Annotated in this window: 14 protein-coding genes and 2 pseudogenes; 6 read left to right on the top strand and 10 right to left on the bottom strand. The window is 68.3% G+C overall.

The window, feature by feature from the left end:
• Positions 1-141: 141 nt before the first annotated feature.
• Both OG429_RS02160 and OG429_RS02155 read left to right on the top strand, forming a co-directional pair.
• Positions 142-837 (top strand): hypothetical protein, encoded by a 696-nt coding sequence (locus OG429_RS02160; protein ID WP_328923542.1) that lies wholly within the window; start codon positions 142-144, stop codon positions 835-837.
• A 208-nt stretch (positions 838-1,045) separates the two neighbouring features.
• Positions 1,046-1,804 carry a MerR family transcriptional regulator gene (locus OG429_RS02155; protein WP_328930134.1) on the top strand — a complete coding sequence of 253 codons (759 nt, stop codon included), beginning with the start codon at positions 1,046-1,048 and terminating at the stop codon, positions 1,802-1,804.
• A gap of 1,063 nt (positions 1,805-2,867) precedes the next feature.
• Here OG429_RS02155 and OG429_RS02150 read toward each other — a convergent pair.
• Entirely contained in the window at positions 2,868-3,092 is a 225-nt protein-coding gene (locus tag OG429_RS02150) for a hypothetical protein (RefSeq protein ID WP_328923541.1), read from the bottom strand.
• A 358-nt stretch (positions 3,093-3,450) separates the two neighbouring features.
• Between OG429_RS02150 and OG429_RS02145 the strand changes: the two genes are divergently transcribed.
• Together OG429_RS02145 and OG429_RS41350 are read left to right on the top strand one after the other, a co-directional pair.
• Positions 3,451-4,284: a PIG-L family deacetylase gene (locus OG429_RS02145; protein WP_328923540.1), complete on the top strand. Its 834-nt coding sequence runs from the start codon at positions 3,451-3,453 to the stop codon at positions 4,282-4,284.
• Between the two features lie 123 nt (positions 4,285-4,407).
• On the top strand, positions 4,408-4,917 hold the full coding sequence (locus OG429_RS41350) for a CHAT domain-containing protein (protein WP_405681479.1): 510 nt from the start codon (positions 4,408-4,410) through the stop codon (positions 4,915-4,917).
• On the opposite strand, the gene OG429_RS02140 is transcribed toward OG429_RS41350, so the two are convergent.
• Positions 4,860-6,035 (bottom strand): epoxide hydrolase family protein, encoded by a 1,176-nt coding sequence (locus OG429_RS02140; protein ID WP_328923539.1) that lies wholly within the window; start codon positions 6,033-6,035, stop codon positions 4,860-4,862. The genes OG429_RS41350 and OG429_RS02140 overlap by 58 nt on opposite strands.
• A 718-nt stretch (positions 6,036-6,753) precedes the next feature.
• Positions 6,754-7,081, bottom strand: a pseudogene (locus tag OG429_RS02135) (transposase); the annotation flags it as partial.
• A gap of 322 nt (positions 7,082-7,403) precedes the next feature.
• Between OG429_RS02135 and OG429_RS02130 the strand changes: the two are divergent.
• On the top strand, positions 7,404-8,141 hold the full coding sequence (locus OG429_RS02130) for a hypothetical protein (RefSeq protein ID WP_328923538.1): 738 nt from the start codon (positions 7,404-7,406) through the stop codon (positions 8,139-8,141).
• A 1,347-nt stretch (positions 8,142-9,488) separates the two neighbouring features.
• On the opposite strand, the gene OG429_RS02125 is transcribed toward OG429_RS02130, so the two are convergent.
• From OG429_RS02125 to OG429_RS02095, 7 genes and pseudogenes are all read right to left on the bottom strand, one after another.
• A complete protein-coding gene (locus tag OG429_RS02125; protein ID WP_328923537.1) occupies positions 9,489-9,689 on the bottom strand; it encodes a hypothetical protein in 201 nt (66 codons plus the stop codon).
• A gap of 539 nt (positions 9,690-10,228) precedes the next feature.
• Positions 10,229-10,489 (bottom strand): DUF6225 family protein, encoded by a 261-nt coding sequence (locus OG429_RS02120; RefSeq protein ID WP_328923536.1) that lies wholly within the window; start codon positions 10,487-10,489, stop codon positions 10,229-10,231.
• Between the two features lie 245 nt (positions 10,490-10,734).
• On the bottom strand, positions 10,735-11,526 hold the full coding sequence (locus tag OG429_RS02115; protein ID WP_328923535.1) for a hypothetical protein: 792 nt from the start codon (positions 11,524-11,526) through the stop codon (positions 10,735-10,737).
• A 486-nt stretch (positions 11,527-12,012) separates the two neighbouring features.
• A pseudogene (locus OG429_RS02110) lies at positions 12,013-12,373 on the bottom strand (ATP-binding protein); the annotation flags it as partial.
• A gap of 17 nt (positions 12,374-12,390) precedes the next feature.
• Positions 12,391-12,804: a DUF3592 domain-containing protein gene (locus OG429_RS02105; protein ID WP_328923534.1), complete on the bottom strand. Its 414-nt coding sequence runs from the start codon at positions 12,802-12,804 to the stop codon at positions 12,391-12,393.
• Between the two features lie 356 nt (positions 12,805-13,160).
• Positions 13,161-13,403 (bottom strand): hypothetical protein, encoded by a 243-nt coding sequence (locus OG429_RS02100; RefSeq protein ID WP_328923533.1) that lies wholly within the window; start codon positions 13,401-13,403, stop codon positions 13,161-13,163.
• Positions 13,404-14,970: 1,567 nt separating this feature from the next.
• On the bottom strand, positions 14,971-15,357 hold the full coding sequence (locus tag OG429_RS02095; protein WP_328923532.1) for a DUF6193 family natural product biosynthesis protein: 387 nt from the start codon (positions 15,355-15,357) through the stop codon (positions 14,971-14,973).
• 220 nt (positions 15,358-15,577) lie between these two features.
• On the opposite strand from OG429_RS02095, the gene OG429_RS02090 reads away from it, so the two are divergent.
• Complete coding sequence (locus tag OG429_RS02090; RefSeq protein ID WP_328923531.1) at positions 15,578-17,767, top strand: hypothetical protein; 2,190 nt, start codon at positions 15,578-15,580, stop codon at positions 17,765-17,767.
• The last annotated feature ends 150 nt before the right edge of the window (positions 17,768-17,917 follow it).

Here is a 17,917-nt window from a genome sequence, read left to right as displayed (position 1 = left end):
GACGGCGTACCTCGCGAGCGCCGCTACGCCTCGCTGGAAGGCCGGCGACGCCGTCCCGGGCGGCTCGGCCGCTGGGACCGGGTCCGGCACCGGGGGAGCCGGCTACGCCGGGTTGTCAGTGGCGTCCTGGATCATGTCCGGATGACTCATCGAACGCAGGACACTGCTCCCCTCGGACCCGAGACCGGGATTGCCTGGCTCGCGGCGCCCCGCTGGATTCCTTTCGGCGGATACAACGTGGTGATGGCCCGGGGGGTGACCCCGGACGAGCTGGTAGAGCGGCTCGCGGCGACGGCCTTCGAGGAGGTGCCCGCCGTTGTCCGCCGGGGGTCTGGCGAGCACACCGCCGAGGAGGTCGCAAACCCTGACCTCTTCGATGTCGACGAAGACGTGCACCTGCGGTACGGCGAGCACGCCGACCTGTCGTTCGCGGTCATGTACGGCGCGTGGTGGGGCGAGTTCGACGAGCTGGCCCGGGTCTCGGCGGGTGGCGCGCACGTCTTCCAGGTGAAGTTCGAAGAGGACAACGGCAAGCCCGTGCCGCCGTTCTTCGAGTACTACCACGACGAGGTTCTTGCCTGCTCGTTCAATCTGCACCTGGACGGGTCATGGGGATACGACGGTGTCGACGGGGACCCGGCGGTGGCGACGCGGGTGACTGCGGCCATAGCGGACGCCGGCCTGCCCGTTGCCGGCCGAGAAGGCTACACAGGCGAAGAGGACGAAGAGCAGATGCGGCGCACACTGCTGGGAATCCTGGGCCGCCTGTTCGACCTCGCCCTGCCCCGAGGCCGGATCCTTCAGGGGGCCCTCGCCACGGCCACGCTGACGACCTGATGCTGTAGCCCGGGGAGCCCTGGCCTCGGCCGGCCCGAGGCCGAGCCCGGATCCCGTCCACGGCGTTGCCTCCGGACCAGATCCCTGTGCACGGGGGCTGGCGAGATCGGGGTCCGCCGGGGCTTGTGGTTGCCGTTGCGGCAGCTTTTACGGTCGTGACCAGGGCCGGAGAGACCGGCCAGGCAAGGTGATCGTGAGCGAGAGGGCGATGGACTGGCCGATCGCGGAGGTGGCCCGGATGTCGGGTGTGACCGCCCGGACCTTGCGGCACTACGACGAGATCGGCCTCCTGCTGCCCGCCCGGATCGGGGCCAATGGCCACCGCTACTACGGCGAGCGTCAGCTGCTGCTCCTGCAGCAGATCCTCGTCCTGCGTGCCCTGGGCCTGGGGCTGGAGGACATCGGCCGGGTCCTGGCCGAGCAAGTCGACGAGGTGGAGGCCCTGCGCGGCCACCGCCAGAGGCTGCTCGCCGAACGGGACCGGCTCGATGCCCTGGCCGCCACCGTCTCCCGCACGATCGCCGAACTGGAACAGTCCAGGAAGGACGGCACCCCCATGACCATCAACCGCCCCGAGAACCTCTTCGACGGCGTCCAGCCCGACCAGTACCAGGACAGCCTGCGCGACTTCCCCGAGCACGGCGAAGAGGTCGCCCGCCGCGTCGCCGCCATGAGCCCGCAGGAGATCAAGGCAGGACAGCGCGAGCGCACTGCCCAGATGATCCGCCTCGCCGAGCTCATGACCGCGGGCCACCCGGCCGACGCCGCACCGGTGCAGACCGAGACCGACGCCCAGTACCGGACCCTGACGGCCCTGCGCCCGGTGTCCGCGCAGGAGTACCGGGCGATCGGCCGCTCCTGCGTCGACAACCCCGCCTGGCGCGCCGCCTACGAGGCCATCGCACCTGGCCTGGCGGCGTTCCAGCGCGACGCCATCGACGCCTACGCCACCGACCGCCTCGCCTGAACGATCGGCAGGGCCGCCCCTGGCCAGGGGCGGCCCTGCCGGCACCGAGTTGAGCATCGAAGGTGTCCATCCGGACCAGATGCAGCGCTCAAACCACATCACCCGGTCGCGCTGCGCTGTCCGGTGCCACCCGCGAGGCCATGGCTCCCGGCGGGCGTCAGGCTGGGCGCAGGGGCTGGTCCGAGCGCGAGGATGATCCACGGTGGTGCTCAGGCTTCCTGCGGTGCCGATGTTGGCGCAGGCCGCCGAGGCGGTCCCGCCTGCGGGTGTGCTGCGGACTGCGGCGTATGAGCAGAGGTTCGACGGTCACCGCGCCCTGCTGTTGATTCCGCCCGCGCCGGGCGGGCGGGTGCTGCCCAGACCCGGCGCGGCGCCCTGGTCCAGGACCGGTTCCCGATCTCATCGCGGCCACCGTCGAGCAGCTACCACCCGGCCTGGTCCGGGACGGTGAACTGCTCGTGTGGGATCCCGAGGCCGGCGCCCTGTCTTCGAGGCGTTGCAGCGGACGCGGTGTCCGATGACGACCGACCTCGCGCAGGCCCGGGAGCGGCTGGAGTCCTGGACCGATGTGTCCGGCGTCGAAGGCATCGTGGGCAAGGGGCACGCCGACTGCCGGTAACTCCGGCTATCAGAAGTTGGGGAATGGCATTGCGATGTGAGTCCAACGTGAGCCGGACACGAGATCCGTGGTTCTGCGGTGGTTCCGTCACTGAGCCAAGGCGAGCCGGTGCTGTGTGGCTTACCGAAGGACGGGGAGGTTGCGGATGTGTACTCATCCGCGATGCTGAAGACGCTTGCACAGCCGGGGCACTCCGCCTTGCCGAAAAGGTGGAGGATTCCCTTGACCAGCGCGTTCTGCCCGTCCCGCTCAGAGATCTCGTGCATCCATCGACCGACGCCGGACAACTCCTCGGCCGTTGCCGGCCGCAGATCGCGGCGTTCCACGTCGCCCAGGTTCCAGTCCCGTATGGCGGAGTATCGGCCGTAGTCGCCGATGGCGACGGTCACTTCCACGGCACACGCGTGACTGATGGTACCGGTTGGTAGAACGCTCCGTCACGGATCACCGCCCAGAGAACGGTGCGTCAGGCTGCTGCAGAGTGGAATCCGGGGCTATGGCGAAGCCGTGCAGGAGGTCGGCGAGCTCGCGCAGCTGCTGGATCTCCTCCCGTGTTTCCTCCCGGCTTTCCTGCAGGTCAGCGATCATCCTGTCCTGGCGGCGGCGCAGCTCGCGGTTCTCTTCGCGCAGCCCGGTGACACCGTTCTGCACGACTTCCTGGATCTTCATGTCGCTCGTATCCCCATAAGCAGCTCAGCCGGCACGACGCTTTCCGGCCCTTCCCTGGACGATCGACGGGGCTGCTGACTCCGACTGGGGCGGTGCCGTCTGATCGCGGTCACGAGCACGCCGCCCCGCACAAAGGGCCGACCAGGCGGGCCAGGACGGAGGCTGCCTGGAAGGTCAATCGGCCGCGCCGGGAACAGCCGGTCCGGTCGGCGCGGTTGCAACGACCGAGGGACCGGCGCCGCGGGCGGGGAGCACGGAGACCACAGGGTCGTCCGCCCCACCAGGGTCCGGGCCCCAGGATCGCGGTACACCCGCCGCGCACTCGGACCAAGAAGTATTTCTGCAGGAGGACTGTTTCATGACTGACCGGCCCTTGACGCTCATGGCAGTGCACGCCCATCCCGACGACGAGGCCACCGGTACCGGAGGGGTCCTCGCGCGGTACGCGGCGGAGGGCATCCGCACGGTTCTCGTGACGTGTACCGACGGCGGTTGCGGTGACGGACCGGGGGGTGTCAAGCCGGGCGATCCCGGGCATGATCCGGCTGCCGTGGCCTTGATGCGCCGTCAGGAACTCGAGGCGAGCTGTGACGTCCTGAGGGTCAGCGATCTGGAGATGCTGGACTATGCCGACTCCGGGATGATGGGCTGGCCGAGCAACGACGCCCCCGGATCCTTCTGGCAGACCCCCGTGGAGGAAGGCGCCGCCCGGCTTGCGGAACTCATGCGGCACTACCGACCCGATGTGGTCGTCACCTACGACGAGAACGGCTTCTACGGCCACCCCGACCACATCCAGGCCCACCGCATCACGATGGCGGCGCTGGAGATGACCGCGCTGACACCGAAGGTGTACTGGACGACGATGCCCCGCTCGGGGATGCGGCGGTTCGGGGAGATCATGCGCGAGTTTCATGAGGACATGCCGGAGCCGGATCCTGCCGAGGCCGCCGCGATGGCCAAGATCGGCCTCCCCGACGATGAGATCACCACGTGGGTGGACACCACCGCGTTCAGCGGTCAGAAGTTCGATGCGCTGGCAGCGCACGCCAGTCAGGGCGAGAACATCTTCTTCCTCAAGATGGGCAAGGAGAGGTTCGGCGAGTTGATGGGCATGGAGACCTTCGTACGCGTCAAGGACGCCACCGGCGCGGCCGTACCCGAGAACGATCTCTTCGCCGGACTGCGCTGATCCGCCCGTCCGACCAGGGTCCGGGAAGGTCATCGGCCGCACGGCGCGATCGAGCGGGTCTCGTCGGGGGATGCCGGCCACCCCGGTCTCGGTCGGCTCGGATTGCGCCATCGCGCACTTCGCGTGCCATGGTGCCAGCGACAGCACCGACTCCTCCCCCAGACGGTTGTTCCTGCACGACCACGCCACAACACCGCTGACCGTCTCCGCCCTCGCCCAGGTCAACCTCGGCGGCGCACGGCTGGCTTCCTCTCCGCCTGCAGCACCGCGGCTCCCGGCAGGGCCGATGTGCTCGACGAGGCCATCCACGTCACCAGCGCTTTACAACTCGCAGGTTTCCCCCACGTCGTCTACACGCGGTGGCCGATCGATTACCACCTGGCCGTTACGGTTACCGAGTCCTTCCACACGCACCTGACCACCGGCCCACCGGGAGACGGTCGACCCCGAACGGTCCGCGGCCGCCCTTCACCGGGCGACCCGGGCGATGCGCGACCAATTACCCGAGAACCCCCTCCCTGTGGGCCGCCCACCTCCACACCGGGGCGTGACCGAGACGGCGCACGGCGACGCCCTCAGCCAGTTGCCGCCGACCGGTACGGGCGGAAGAACGCGCGCAGCTCCTCCGCATAGAGCTCGGGCTCCTCGAAGGGCGCGAAGTGCCCGCCGTGCGCAGGCTCGCTCACACGCACGAGGTTCGTCGTGCGCTCGAGCCACGCCCGCGGCGGACGGACGACGTCACCGGGGAAGAGCGAGAAGCCGGACGGCACCTCGACCCGGCGGGCGTGCTGGGCGAGCGGGACCGCGGCGTTCGCGCGGTACATGCGCATCGACGAACCGATCGTCCCTGTGAGCCAGTAGATCGTGAGGTTCGTAAGGATCTCGTCCTTCGTGAAGCTCCGCTCGACGTCACCGTCGCAGTCGCTCCACGATCGCAGCTTCTCGACGATCCACGCGGCGAGCCCGGCCGGCGAGTCGTTGAGCCCGACGGCTGCGGTCTGGGGCTTCGTGCGGTGCACGGCTGCGTAGGCACCCTCGTTCCCGCCCCAGGCCGCGGCGCTCTCGAGCCAGGCGCGCTCCTCGGGCGCGAGGTGCGCAGGGTCGCCGGTGAAGACGGGCACACCCGCGTCGGTGCGGTGGACGGCCACCACCCGTTCGGGGTGGTCGAGCCCGAGGTAGCGGCTCACATGGCTGCCGATGTCCCCGCCCGCGGCGCCGAAGTGCGTGTAGCCGAGGAGGTCCATGAGCTCGGCCCACAGTCCGGCGACAGCAATGGAGTCGAGGGGCGGGCCCGCGGGACGGTCCGAGTACCCGTAGCCCGGCATGTCGGGCACGACCACGTCGAAGGCATCCGCAGGATCGGCGCCGTGCGCGCCGGGGTCGGACAGGAGGGGGATGACCTTCGTGTACCGCCAGAACGAGTCCGGCCAGCCGTGGCTGAGGACCAGCGGCAGCACCGGCCCGGCCGGCGCGACGGCCCGGGCGTGCACGAAGTGGATCCCGAGGCCGCCGAGCGCCACGCGGAAGCGGGGGAGCCGGGCGAGTGCCGTTTCCTGCGCCGGCCAGTCGAAACGGTCCGCCCAGTAGGTGACGAGGTCGCGGAGGTAGTCGAGGTCGGTCCCGAGCGACCACCCGGCGTCCTCGGGCGTGTCCGGCCAACGCGTCCTGCGGAGCCGCGCCCGCAGGTCCTCGAGCGCCGCGGGGGCGGTCTGCGGGGTGAACGGCTGAGGGATGGTCAGGGCGTCCGGCATGCGGCGCATGGTAGCGGCGTAACGAACGCAGGCTCGGGATCCGTGCGCCCGACACACGTGGCGGATCAGCCTGTGCCCAGTGCCGATCCGCGCCACCCGGCAGCAGCGCTACCTGAAGCGGCGGCCCGACCTCGGAAGGTCCGACTGTCCGGCTCAAAGTTCATGGATGCGATCCTGTCCGATCACGCGTTCAAGCATGAAACGCCGGAGCAGGGCGACCGGCGACGGACTGGTATCGGCTCCCCCTTCTTTCGCGCGGATGTGCGAGCCGTCCATGCACGCCCTGGAACCGTCGAGGCGGCCGGCACGTTCAGCTCGGCGAGCAAAATGCGGTGCGGCTGGTCGAAGACCCCGGCTTGCTGTCACCGCTCCAGCCTTCGCCAGCAGGTCGGCCCCGAGCCGAACCCCAGCTCAGGGGGCAGAAGTTGCCACGCGAGTCTTGCAGAGCACGTACAAGACGCCTTGCAGACACAGCCGGTCAGCTACCGGCCGCGGCCCTGGCGACCTCGTCGGCCCGGGCGGCAGCAGCGTTAGACCGCGGCGACGCCGCGACACGTCAGTGGCATATGGACGACCCATGGTTGCAGTCGTCGAGCAGGTCCTCGAGCGGTTCAGCTGCGGCTGACACCGCGTCTGGAGCGTCGAGTGGGTTCAGCACGGGCGTCTGGGTCCTCTGTGCGGTTCTGCGCTTCGGCCTCAGTGTGTCAGCTGAGCACGTTCATGCTGCGAGGTCTTTGGGGCGTTCGACGAGCTGACCGCGTTCGAAGCGGGCCCCGGCGCGGACCAGCGGGACGAGGTGGGCGCCGGTGATCGCGCGCCATCGGGCCTGGGCACCATCGCGGGCGCCGCTGCCGGGCGGCCGGCGCCGCGGGTGACCTTGGCGCGGAGTTTGACGGTGGAGAACGTGGACTCGATCGGGTTCGTGGTCCGCAGGTGGATCCAGTGCTCGGCTGGAAAGTTGTAGAACGCCACCAGCAGCTCCTCCCAGTCCTCGATGATCTTCGTGACGGCCTGGGCCACTTCGTGCCGTAGGTCTTCGCGAAGGCCGGGGGACATCGGGGGGAAAGCGGGTGTTCCGGGGCATTGGGTGGCCCAGTTTCATCGGTTCGCAAACTCCCTATTGGCGGATTCTTTAATTCCGGAACGTTGGCGGGCTGCGGCACCTCCTTAACTCAGATGATCCTCAAATGATTTGGGATCGATTGACGTGTCGCCGCGCGCTCGGGCACTCTTTGTGAGGCGCGACCGCGGGGACCGAAAGGCGGGCGCGTGACACGGGGGGCCGGGGCCTTGAGGTGCGCGTTTGTGTGCCTCTCCCTTTCCTGCCCGAATTAAGCGAGTGGCAAGCAAAGAGGAGAGAAAACCAGTATGCGCTCCGCGATCAGAAAAGGCCTCACCACCACTGCCGGCGTCACTCTTGCCGGAATAGCTCTTGCGATGATCCCCGGTTCGGCTCAGGCCGACGACGGCTTGGCCTCACAGGCTTCCCGGGTCGCCAAGTACCAGGCCTACCTCGCGATGAAGTCGGCTCAGGGGGACGAGCAGGCCAAGGAGACGGCGCAGGGGTTCTCGGCCCTTTCGGCTGCCCAGAAGACCCGGTTCCTCGACCTGCTGGAGGACCGCACCCTGATCAAGCAGCTCTTCGACGCGGCTGAGTCCCCGGCTGCCGCGGGCATCACGCGGTCGGTGCTGGCGGGCGGCGATGTCGTGGTGGAGCGCGAGTCCACCGGCGGTGGCGACGACGCGTCCCCCAACTCCAGCGCGGCGCTCAGGGCGTCCGGCTACCACGACATGTGGGCCTCGTACTCCTACACCGACAAGTTCTTGGGGGTCAAGGTCTCGCGGGTCTCTGTGCGGACCAACTACCAGGTCAAGGGCAAGGACACCACGAAGGTGTACCCGGGCAGCGCCTCCCACTACCTCTACGTGCCGGGGTGCGACTTCTCCCACAGCCCGGTGAAGGAGTGGATCTCCTCGCCGCCGGCCGACAACGCGCAGAGCGAGACCATCTGGACGGCGTCCTGCTGGGGCAGCTCCTGGGACGAGCGCGAGCGCGTCTGGGGCGACTACCGGGGCTTCGTCGGCGGGTATCTCAAGGACGAGTAGGCCCAACGGGTTTGCAGTCGCCGCAAATGCCGTGTCGGTGATCGTGGGTCGCAGTCCGATCGAACGCGGGGATGGTCAACGTATGGTACTCCCGCTGACGTCCCGAATCGGCTAGCCGATTTCTCGGTGCGTCAAGGAGATATTATGTTCGGAAGCGTGGGCTTCGGATCGCTCATTCCCGTTCTGTTCGTACTCCTCGTCGCATGCGTGGCGGGTGGTGCGATCTGGAAGAAACGTAACTCCCGCTCGGCCGACGACGATTGATGGCGTCAGCGGAATGCGCCACTTGAATTGCTGCTTGTGAAATATTCCCGCCTCTTACGAGAGGCGGGGATATTTGCATAGCGAGGGTTGAGTGGATTGCCAGCGCCGGAGGGAGGGGCTCGATGGAAGCGTCGTCGCGAACTTCCTTCCGACTCCTGGCAATGCTGTTGAGGTTGAACTCGTGGTGTCGCGGGGGCTGACCGGCCCCGCCACCAGTTCCACGATGCCCTTCCTCTGCCCTCCGAGGATGCGCTCCGACGTAGTGGCGCGGTGAGCGCGGTGCGGTCTACCAGCGGTGCCAGACCGCTTCGGGTGCGCTATCGCCCCCGTCTGCCGCAGCGATCCGGAAGATCTGCCAGGCGGTCAACCGCGAGCTCACAGCGGAAGAACGGGCGGCGTACCTGCCGGACCAGAAAACCGCCCCCGTATGTCCCGGCGGGTGAACTCTGGATCAATCCCGCCTCGGCGAAGGCTGCAGCCGTCGCCCTCGCATCGCTCCTGATGGTGGATGAGGAAGTGCAGCCGCCAGTCTGGGAAGGCTTGGGCGGGGTGTTGCCGGCCGTGTCGGTTCGGGCGTTGTGGGGGCCGGCGGTGCGCCGGTTGCCGGCTCTACTGTCGCCGGTCAGTGAAACTGAACAGTCGTCAGGCACCTGACCTGGGGTTGTGCAGGTTGGTTGAACGGTTCGTGGCTGCGTTGGCTCGCTGAATCTGCGCACGGTCTGGGCTTGTCAGCCGTCTGGCTTGTGGTGTTGTAGGTGTCGTTTTCCTGGCGGAGGTCGGTGTCGTTTCTCGCTGAAGGCTCTCGTGTCGTCCGGCAGGGAGACGACGCGAGATGTCAGTGTCCCGGCTCTGAAATGAGTACGGGGCCGACGAGGAGCTGAGTACGTACGCCCAGGCGAACCCGTGCCGGAGCCGCTTGGCTGTACCCATGCACAAGACAACCTCCGTTCTGCTTGCCGACCGTGCCGCCGAGGCCCGTGCCATCGGCAAGGTGTCGATATGGGGCACGGTTGCAACGGTGGCCTTGATCCCGGTCGCCTTCATCTTCGGGTGTCTGGCCGGGATGGCCAGGGAGGTTCACCCTCAGACCGTGGCGGTCCTCATAACCTGCTGGTGGGCGTCCTGGACGGTTACCCCTTTGCTCGTGGTGGCGTCCCGGCTGCCCCTGCGACACCCCACCCTGGCCAGGGCACGCCGATGGGCGGGGTGGGTCGCGCCGTTCCCGCCGACGGTCACGATCCTGTTGAGCCTCGGCCTGTAGATGACGACCTTCATGCTGGCCACGGATGCCTCCCGCGCCGCTTCGGGAAACGAGCTCGGCTACATGGAGCTGGACCGGCGGGCGCCGAACACCCGGCGGCCGCCGGCCCCGGCCACCCGCGCACCGGGGTGCGGTTCGCGGCGTCGTCGGGATCCCGGAATCCGAGCCAGAGCTGCCACAATTCCTCCTCGGCCTCGCCTGGCCGTCACCATGAGCAGGCAACCCTCGGTTCCGAAACCGGCTCCGCCGCCACGGGCGAGCTCACCTCGGCTGACGCCGGACGCTGAAGTGCAGCGCGCCCGTGATGGTGCCCAGATGGGAGTGCTCATCGCCGTGAACGGGACCGGGATACTTGGTACCGGCGGATCCGATCATTGGATGAGCACGCAGTTTTGCTTGTCGAAGGGCTCGCGATGGCGAGAACGTCCGCGCAGGCCTGCTCGGGGCTGTGGCCGGTCCCGGACCGCGTCCCTCTCGCCGTCGACTGCCACCCCAAGACCCGACCATGACCGACGCCCGCACCAAGCACTCCCAGTGGGTTCTTTCTCGTGGACGAAGCCGCTCAGTCCATGTCGAGGTAGTACACGCCTGCCTTGGCGTCGGCGAAGAGGGTGAACTGGACCTGGGGCGGCGTGGTGCTGTCGTCGGCCTCCATCTCCACAGGCTCGGCGCCGACGAGCACGAATTCGCCGTAACCCTCAAGGTTGCCCGGCTCGTCCGCGACCCCGATGTGGATGGGGGTGTCGTCGGTAACCCCGGTGAGAGCGGAGCGCAGCCGTCCCGCCGTCCAGACCTGCGGCGCGTGCTCGAACGTGTCAGCCATGCGCTGAGGTTAGTGGTGCAGAACGGACAGGAACGGACACGCCACGCCGACGGGAGCAGCGAAGCCACCGGCGCAGCAGCCCTCTCCTGGCTGTCCCTGTATCTCGGGGAGCGGCCAGCGTCGCGACGCAGCTGGCCAGGGCCGCACCCCGTGCCGCCGACGCTACTCGCAGATCAGGCTGCCGTGAGCCCCGGTATCAGCAGCGGTACCGGAACGCGGCAGTGCGGCCGGGCCCGGATGTGTCGTCAGCGGCAGAACGAGGCCGCCCCTGGGGGTGTCCCGGTGCCGCAGGGCAGCAAGCGGCGGGGGCGCTCGTGGCGCGGACGCGTCGGGGCCGGCTGCGGGTCGGCAGCGTGCGGGCCGGCCCCCTGGCCCGGGAGGGCTTCGACGCGGCCGATGGCGTTGCCGAGGAGTTCGGTGAACCAGACGTTCTGGTCAGGCCCGGTCGCGATGTTGAACGGCATCTTGTCCGCGCCGCCCGGCAGCGGGAACGTGCCTGGTCCGTGAGCCGCACTGGCCCGCGTCGGGAGCCCGAGATCAGCCTTGAACAGGTCGACGATCTCTAGCCGGCGGCGATCGACCGCATCGACATGCGCCTTGGGCGCACCGCCGTCTGCGATCCGCTCGTGCACTGCCATTACCCGGTTAGCGAGGTCCCGGGCCACTTCCGCCACTTCCGGCTCGGAGAGGATCTCTAGCTCGGCTGTTGCGGCAAGCAGGTGTGCGTCCTCGGTGCGGGTCCTCTTTTTGTCTGAGATCGCTTGGGCGTAGCTCGCGCTGATGGATCGCAGGTACTCGGCGTACACGGCTCGCTTTGCACTGCTGAGTACGTCCTCGCGCTGCCACGTGTGGTTGCGAATTGCCTGCGCCTGCTGGGCCACCACGCCGATTGTCACTCCGATCAAGGTGCCGATGACACCTACGACCACGGAGCCCATGTGCAGTCCCTCGCGCAATTGAGAAAAAGCCCCGGTGTACTGAGCGACAAGGTCCTGCGCCTTCGCGCCAAGTGGAGCGGGGCCTTCCAATGACGTCATTGGCCAGCATGCGTTCGCGAACCCCGCGTGGCTGCGTAGGTGAAAGCGGGGTTCTGGCAGCAGCAGGTGGTCTGGCGGCTGTGAAATGTTGCCGAGTTTTGAGTATTGAGACCACGTGGGCCGACGAGGCGGTGCGGGGTGTTGCCCTCACGCGGTGTCTGGCAGTGGTCCGCTGACAGGCCGAGGTGTGAGGTCTGTTCGCCTCGGCGGAGGGGCCCAGATGAAGGCCTGCGCGATTTCGTGTTGGAGAGGATCCGCCTGCCAGGTGTCAGTGATGTCGGTCCATGACCTGATGGTGGCCTTCCGTGCTCCGTGTGGAGAGTCCCGGTCATAGAAGAGGTCGAACCGGTAGACACGTCCATCGTCGGCGACCGCAGCACATGTGTGTAGCGATCGTGAACACCTATGGACATGAGGGCAATCCTCCGACACTCACGTCCCAAAGCGCCAGGTGATTCAGGGCAGGACAGGCAGGTCAGGTCGGTGTCAGCTGGACGTCTGCTGTTGTTCGGCGCGGGCGCGGGCGCGGGTGGTGGCGAGTCGGTAGGAGTTGGTGCCGGTCTCGGTTGATGTTGCCACCGAAGGTGAGGCGGTCGACGCTGGCCGCGCAGAGGCGGGGGTCGGTGAACGTCTTGGTCCAGCCGGAGAACGACTCGTTCGAGGCGATCGCCACGCTGTTCTCCTCTTCGCGTTCGGTGAGGACCTGGAAGAGGAGTTCGGCGCCGCGGAGGTCGAGTTCCATGTAGCCGATCTCGTTGATGCACAAAAGATCAACGCGGCCGTATCGGGCGACGGTCTTGGTCAACTGCTTCTCGTCGGCGGCCTCGACGAGCTTGGTCGCCAGACGCCTTGGCCGGGGTTCCGTTACAGCGTCTGGACGGCCGCGAACAAGCAGGCGGCGACGAAGACGGTCCCGCAGCAGATCACCACCGCGGGGCCCGCCACCCGCCGGGGCACGTCGTCGAGGACCGCGTGCTGCGGCCGGGCCTGCGGGTAGCGCACGAGCACCCGGTCGTTGACCGCCCGGGGCCGGCCGGACCGGTCGTCGAGCAGGAACTCCCGCCCGTCCGCCGATCGGAAGACGACCGCCGCGCGCCGCACACCCGCGCGCCCCTGATCCCCGGGGACCACGTACGTCTGCAACACCCGTCCCTCGGCGAGCAGTCCCGTGCTCAGGGCCCGGTGTGTACGAACCTTCCGCGCGACGGCCCGCAGGCCGACGACCAGGCAGATGAGGCCTGCCGCACCGCAGAGGAGACCGATCGACGCGCGCACCACGGTGGAGCACCTCCAGCACGAGACACATCAGGATTCGATACAAGAAGATGCCCGCTTCTGTCGGCCGGTTCCGTGAGGATCCCGTCATGCCCCTGTACGGGACAGGTGCGCGGGTGGCACTGCCGCCCCGCGGTGCCTGATGTTGACGGCCGCGGCCTTGGCCAGCGCCACGGGGTACAGGAAGCGCAGCGGTCTGATCTCCTTCAGCCCAGCTGGTCGGCGGGCTGCTCATGACCATCCAGAACGCGGCTCAGGAATGGCCGTGCGTGTCCTCATTCTCCCGCGTCCGCACGCGAAGCGGCAGTCAATCGCCTCTGCACGGCGACGCTTCGTTCCCGGTGACGACGTGGTGCTTATCAGACGGCATCCCAGGGGACCTTGGCCCAGGCGGTGTTGAGGACATCGGTCAGGACAGCACCGTCGCCGGAGAAGGCAACCTGGTCGATGGCGGCCAGCGGTTGGCTGGGGCAGTGGGAATTGGTCGCTGCGGCGGCCCGCAGTGTCGGAAAGTCGCCGGTTGCCAGCCGGTGGGTCGACCACAGCACGCCGACGCGGGTCAGGGCAGCTTGCAGCAGCTGCATGGTGATGCCGGGCAGCACGGAGGCCTTGGGTCACAGGGCCTGCTACCCATCCCAGAACGCCGCGTTCCACACCGAGCCCTCGCGCACGAACCCGTCCCGTAGCCTCAACGGATCCCAGGCCCCGGGACGCCTACCTGCCGCAGCCGTGAACCTCGATGGACCCCTCCGAGGACTCCGGGGAGTAGCTGGAACCTGACACGAGCGCACACCCATCCAGTCAAGTGCTTCTCGATGAGGAGCCGGAATGCTCGAGAGTCCTTGTACGCCGGCCCATCAGGCTGTGGAGGCCAGCGACCATGCCGACTTGATCCGCCTCCTTGACGAGGGGCCGACGTCAACGCGGTCTGCTGCGGGCTGACCCTCCTGACGCACGCGATCGACGTGGAGGGGGGACTCGGCACTCCAGGCCGGCACGCCTATCGACAGCCGTCTCACCGTGATCCTGCTGGCGTACGGGGCAGAACCGAACGCGGCCACTCCCAACCACCTGCACCCGATAGACCTCGCAGACCATTACGGGCATGACATCGCCTACCGCATCCTGGACCGGCTCATCAACCAGCCCGTTCCTGCTGCCGGCCGCCCGCGAAGCAGCCCGAGGCTCTGGAGGAGTAGGCGTAGCGACTCAAAGTGTGAGCGAAGCGGACACCCCAACGGGCCGAAGGCCAGGCCCCCGTGAGACGGGGTCACCCAGGTCCGCGCAGCCAGGGGTGCGGGTTGTGTTCAGGGGTTCCAGGGGAGGCCTGTGGTGGGGTTGAGGCCTTGGTCCATGAGGCGTTCGTATTCGCGCCAGTGTATGAATTGCACTGCTTCCTGGGTGGGGCCGGGTGCTGGGGCGCACCAGCGTTGTACGTAGGCGGCGAACCCGTCTTCGTGGATGGTGAGGGGGCCGCCGTCTTCATAGAGGTCAGCGGTGGGCCAGGTGTCGCTGTCATCGCCTGTCATCAGCCAGAACAGGTGGGTTCCGTCTTCTATGAAGCCCCACCGGAGCAGCTTGTCGGCGCTTACCTCGGGAGGTAGCCAGCAGGAGAGTACGATTCGGGGGCTTGTTCCCAGAAGAGTTCGGCCATACCGATCACGCTGTCGCCTCCGGATGCGTCGTATGGCGGGGGTATCCACAGTGGGTCTCCGCCGATTCCGCCGGCCCCGTAGGTTTCGATGAAGGCGACCTAGTCCGAGGGCAGTCGTATCCCAAGTCGCCGTTCGGCTTCCGCTGTTTCTTCGAGACCCTCGTCGTGGTGGGCGAAGACCTCGCACGCCGGGTCGTCTGGAGCACGGAGCGCCAGCCACCGCAGGGCGGCGTTCTGCTGCGAAGCGGGGCGAGGGACTCCTGCCCGAAGGGCAGGCTCCTGGCCCGCGAAGCGGGCGAGCATAGCGAGGGGTCCCCTCTGCTTACGGGGGCACGCCGGAGCCGGGGTGAGGTCCTGGCCATCTGGGCAGCCGACGTATCTCTTGTCCTCGGCTTCACCCCCGCCTCAGCGGCCTGCGGGCTAACCGTCGGAGTGAGTGCTGACCTGCGGCTGATGGGTCGCCAGTTCATCGCTGGTCCTCGGACGCCCCCAGACGGCTCAGCCGTGTCCGGCCGTTACGCCTGGAGATGCTCCTGGAGCGCAGTTACAGCCGTCGCCACGGCCTCATCAGCGCTGGTCGTTTCGAGCAGCATCTTGGCCGGGTCGTGTCTGTGCCCCACCGAGTAGCTGCCCCCGGGAAGAAGGGCGATGCACAGGGGGAGAACGTAGCCCTCTCCCAGCCACTGCCGCAGACCAGTGCTGAAACAGAGCCTGGCGTGGCTGGTGAAGGGATAGAACTGGCTGAGCACGCTGTTCCGCGCCGCGTCAACGAGGGCTCCCATGATCGGCGGTACCCATGTCGTAGCGGAGCCTCGGGATCGGTCGTCCCATTTTGCTGCGGCATCCGCTAGGAAATCCCACTCCGCTTCGACCGAGTCGCGAGATTCGCGCTCTGGGTCCATGGTCTTATCCCCCTCCGAGATGTTTGCGGCACGATACCGCCGGGGTGGCGGAGTCTCACTGGCCAGGCGTCGCTCTACCGACAAACAGCCAGCGCTTGATGCCGCAGCGCTGAGAGGGATTCGCTGAGGTCGTGCTGCGGACTTCGGCGGCTGAGCCGGCCCACCTCGGTGTTCGAAAAATTGGGCGCAGGTCGTTCGGGTGTTCTGGGATCATGTCCTGATGGCCCATCCTCTTGAAGCCCTGGTCATCAGGCACAACCACCGCCTCCCTACCCCTTCCGGGCCCGCTGGGCAAGGCGCTGCCGCGGCACGGCAGTTCGACGCCGCGCTGCTGTCAGTGGGCTTCAAGCTCTCCGGGGAGCTGCTGGAGCACCTCTCGGGCCTGGCTGAAGAGGTCGTCCTCGACACCGCGTCGCGCACGCTGGATACCGTGCGCGCGATGGTCGGCGACCACGTCCAGCACAACGTCTACTTCGTCGACTTCCCGGCCAACGTGCCGGACACGCTCGAGTTCTGGATGCAGTGCATCCGCGAGGCGCTCGCCGACGACGCCTCGCGGGCGGGCACCATCGACCAGCTCCGGTCCGGTGTCGTTGACCTCCTCACCCTCCCGACGTACGGCACCTACCGGCACGCATACGAGGAAATGCTCGCCGCGCACGACGAGCTGATCGCCGCCGTCGGCGACCGCATGACGGTCCTGCACGCGGGCGGCACCCCGGACGACGAGGTCACCGCCTTGTACCTGGCCCTGGCGGGCAGTGCCACACCGCTGGGCGAGGACGGCCTGCGCGACCTCGCCGTGCTCGCCGGGCACTGCGCCGACGGTCCCCAGCCCGAGGAGATCCCGGTCCGGGAGAACCGCGCCGTCGTCAACCGTGCCCGCCTCGACCGCGGCGCGGACCTGCTGCTGGACACCGTCACCGACGTCCTGCGCCTGGCCTGCGCCCTGTCGGATGGCGACGTGACCCTCGCCGAGCCGACCCGTTTCCGTTCGCTGTCCCGGCCGGTCCGTCGTGCCCTGCTCGCCGGCCTTGACACGGTCGCCGCATCCCCCGCCAAGCTCGCCGACGTTGTCCCCCACCGCGAGGCGTTCAAGCGCCTCGGCGAGCGCCTCCACCCGCACGAGTACCCGCGCTGGCCGCACGCCGCCGACGTGTTCGCCGTCGCCCGCGGTGAGAAGGAGGCCCGGACCCTCGACAGCCGCGTCGAGGAACTGCTCGGCTCCGACGACGTCACGGGCGCGGCGCGGCTGCTGGCGGCCGCCGCCCCGGGCAAGCTGCTGCGCTCCCTGGACCGGCTGCTGCGCGCCTGCCCCAGTCAGGAGGAGCGCGACGCGGTCGCGGCCGCTGCCGAGGTGGCCGCCCCCCATGTCTCGGGCCGGGTCCTGCTGTCGGTACGCGAGCACTTCCACAACCGGACGCAGGAGGCGGTGCAGCGCCAGCGCCGCTTCTTCGTCAACCGAGGGGGCCGCGCCTGGGTAGCCGCCGACACCCGTCCGTCCGTGCCGGAACACGACATCAAACGGCTGGTTGCAGCCCTGGACGCGGAGACGCGGCGCCGGCTCCCGCAGCCGGGCCACCTGCTGGTCGATCCCGCGGTCCTCGACGTCGCGCTTCCGCTCAGCGGCAAGGCGACGGCAGCGGGGCTCGGCGTACTGCCCCGCGGGTCCCTCTCCCCGGTGGACGGCGAGCTGCTCAGGTTCTTCGTCCACTGGCGTCAGACGCAGCGCAGCACGGACTTCGACTTGTCGGCGCTCATACTGGACGGGTCGTACGAAACCGTGACCTGGCTGTCGTACACGGTCCTCCAGGACCTCGAGGGCGAACACTCGGGCGACATCACCAACGCTCCCGCACCCGATGGCGCCTCGGAGTTCATCAACCTGCGCCTGGACGCCGTACGCGGCGACTTCATCGTTCCGCAGGTCAACATCTACTCCGGGGAGGGCTTCGAGGAGGTCGCGGAGTCGTTCTTCGGCTTCATGGTGCGCGACGCCGAGCAGCGGGGACGCCCCTTCGAGCCGCGTACGGTGCGCATGAAGTCGGAGATGCGGGGGACGGGCCGGGTCGCCCTGCCGCTGGTGTTCCTGCGCGGGGACGACGGCGGGTGGCGCGCGAAGTGGCTGCACCTCTACCTGAAGGGCACCCCGAACTCCAACCGGGTTGAGGGGAACCGGGTGTCGGTCGCCACGCTGGTGCGCGGCATCGTCGAACGCGACCAGCTGACGGTACGGCACCTCGTCAGCCTGATGACCGATCGCGCCACGGCCACCACGTGGTGGGACGGCAGCCAGGTTCGGGTTCCGGACGGCCCGGTCACGTACATCGGCCTGGAACGCCCGGAAGGGCTGCACCCGGACTCGCTGATCATCACGCCGGAAAATCTGCGCGCGCTGATCCCGGCCTGACTGCTACCGTTGACCACGGCGAGGCCATGGGCGGACTTCCTTCTCACCACTCCACTGATAGTCCCCCCGCTTTCCTCGCCGTCGACGACGAAGCCGGGATGCCGTGAGGGCAACCCGGCTTCATCACGTCACGCCCCGTGTGCGGCCGGG

The sequence above is a fragment of the Streptomyces sp. NBC_00190 genome (assembly GCF_036203305.1).
Lineage (GTDB): Bacteria > Actinomycetota > Actinomycetes > Streptomycetales > Streptomycetaceae > Streptomyces.
Note: the sequence above shows the minus strand (reverse complement) of the source record. Positions and strands in the feature narration are given on the sequence as shown.

What these genes read in the sequence shown, in the direction of transcription:
- OG429_RS02160 (WP_328923542.1), top strand. Translation starts at nt 142, where the DNA reads ATGACTCATCGAACGCAGGACACTGCTCCCCTCGGACCCGAGACCGGG.
- OG429_RS02155 (WP_328930134.1), top strand. Translation starts at nt 1,046, where the DNA reads ATGGACTGGCCGATCGCGGAGGTGGCCCGGATGTCGGGTGTGACCGCC.
- OG429_RS02150 (WP_328923541.1), bottom strand. Translation starts at nt 3,092, where the DNA reads ATGAAGATCCAGGAAGTCGTGCAGAACGGTGTCACCGGGCTGCGCGAA.
- OG429_RS02145 (WP_328923540.1), top strand. Translation starts at nt 3,451, where the DNA reads ATGACTGACCGGCCCTTGACGCTCATGGCAGTGCACGCCCATCCCGAC.
- OG429_RS02140 (WP_328923539.1), bottom strand. Translation starts at nt 6,035, where the DNA reads ATGCCGGACGCCCTGACCATCCCTCAGCCGTTCACCCCGCAGACCGCC.
- OG429_RS02130 (WP_328923538.1), top strand. Translation starts at nt 7,404, where the DNA reads ATGCGCTCCGCGATCAGAAAAGGCCTCACCACCACTGCCGGCGTCACT.
- OG429_RS02120 (WP_328923536.1), bottom strand. Translation starts at nt 10,489, where the DNA reads ATGGCTGACACGTTCGAGCACGCGCCGCAGGTCTGGACGGCGGGACGG.
- OG429_RS02115 (WP_328923535.1), bottom strand. Translation starts at nt 11,526, where the DNA reads ATGACGTCATTGGAAGGCCCCGCTCCACTTGGCGCGAAGGCGCAGGAC.
- OG429_RS02095 (WP_328923532.1), bottom strand. Translation starts at nt 15,357, where the DNA reads ATGGACCCAGAGCGCGAATCTCGCGACTCGGTCGAAGCGGAGTGGGAT.
- OG429_RS02090 (WP_328923531.1), top strand. Translation starts at nt 15,578, where the DNA reads ATGGCCCATCCTCTTGAAGCCCTGGTCATCAGGCACAACCACCGCCTC.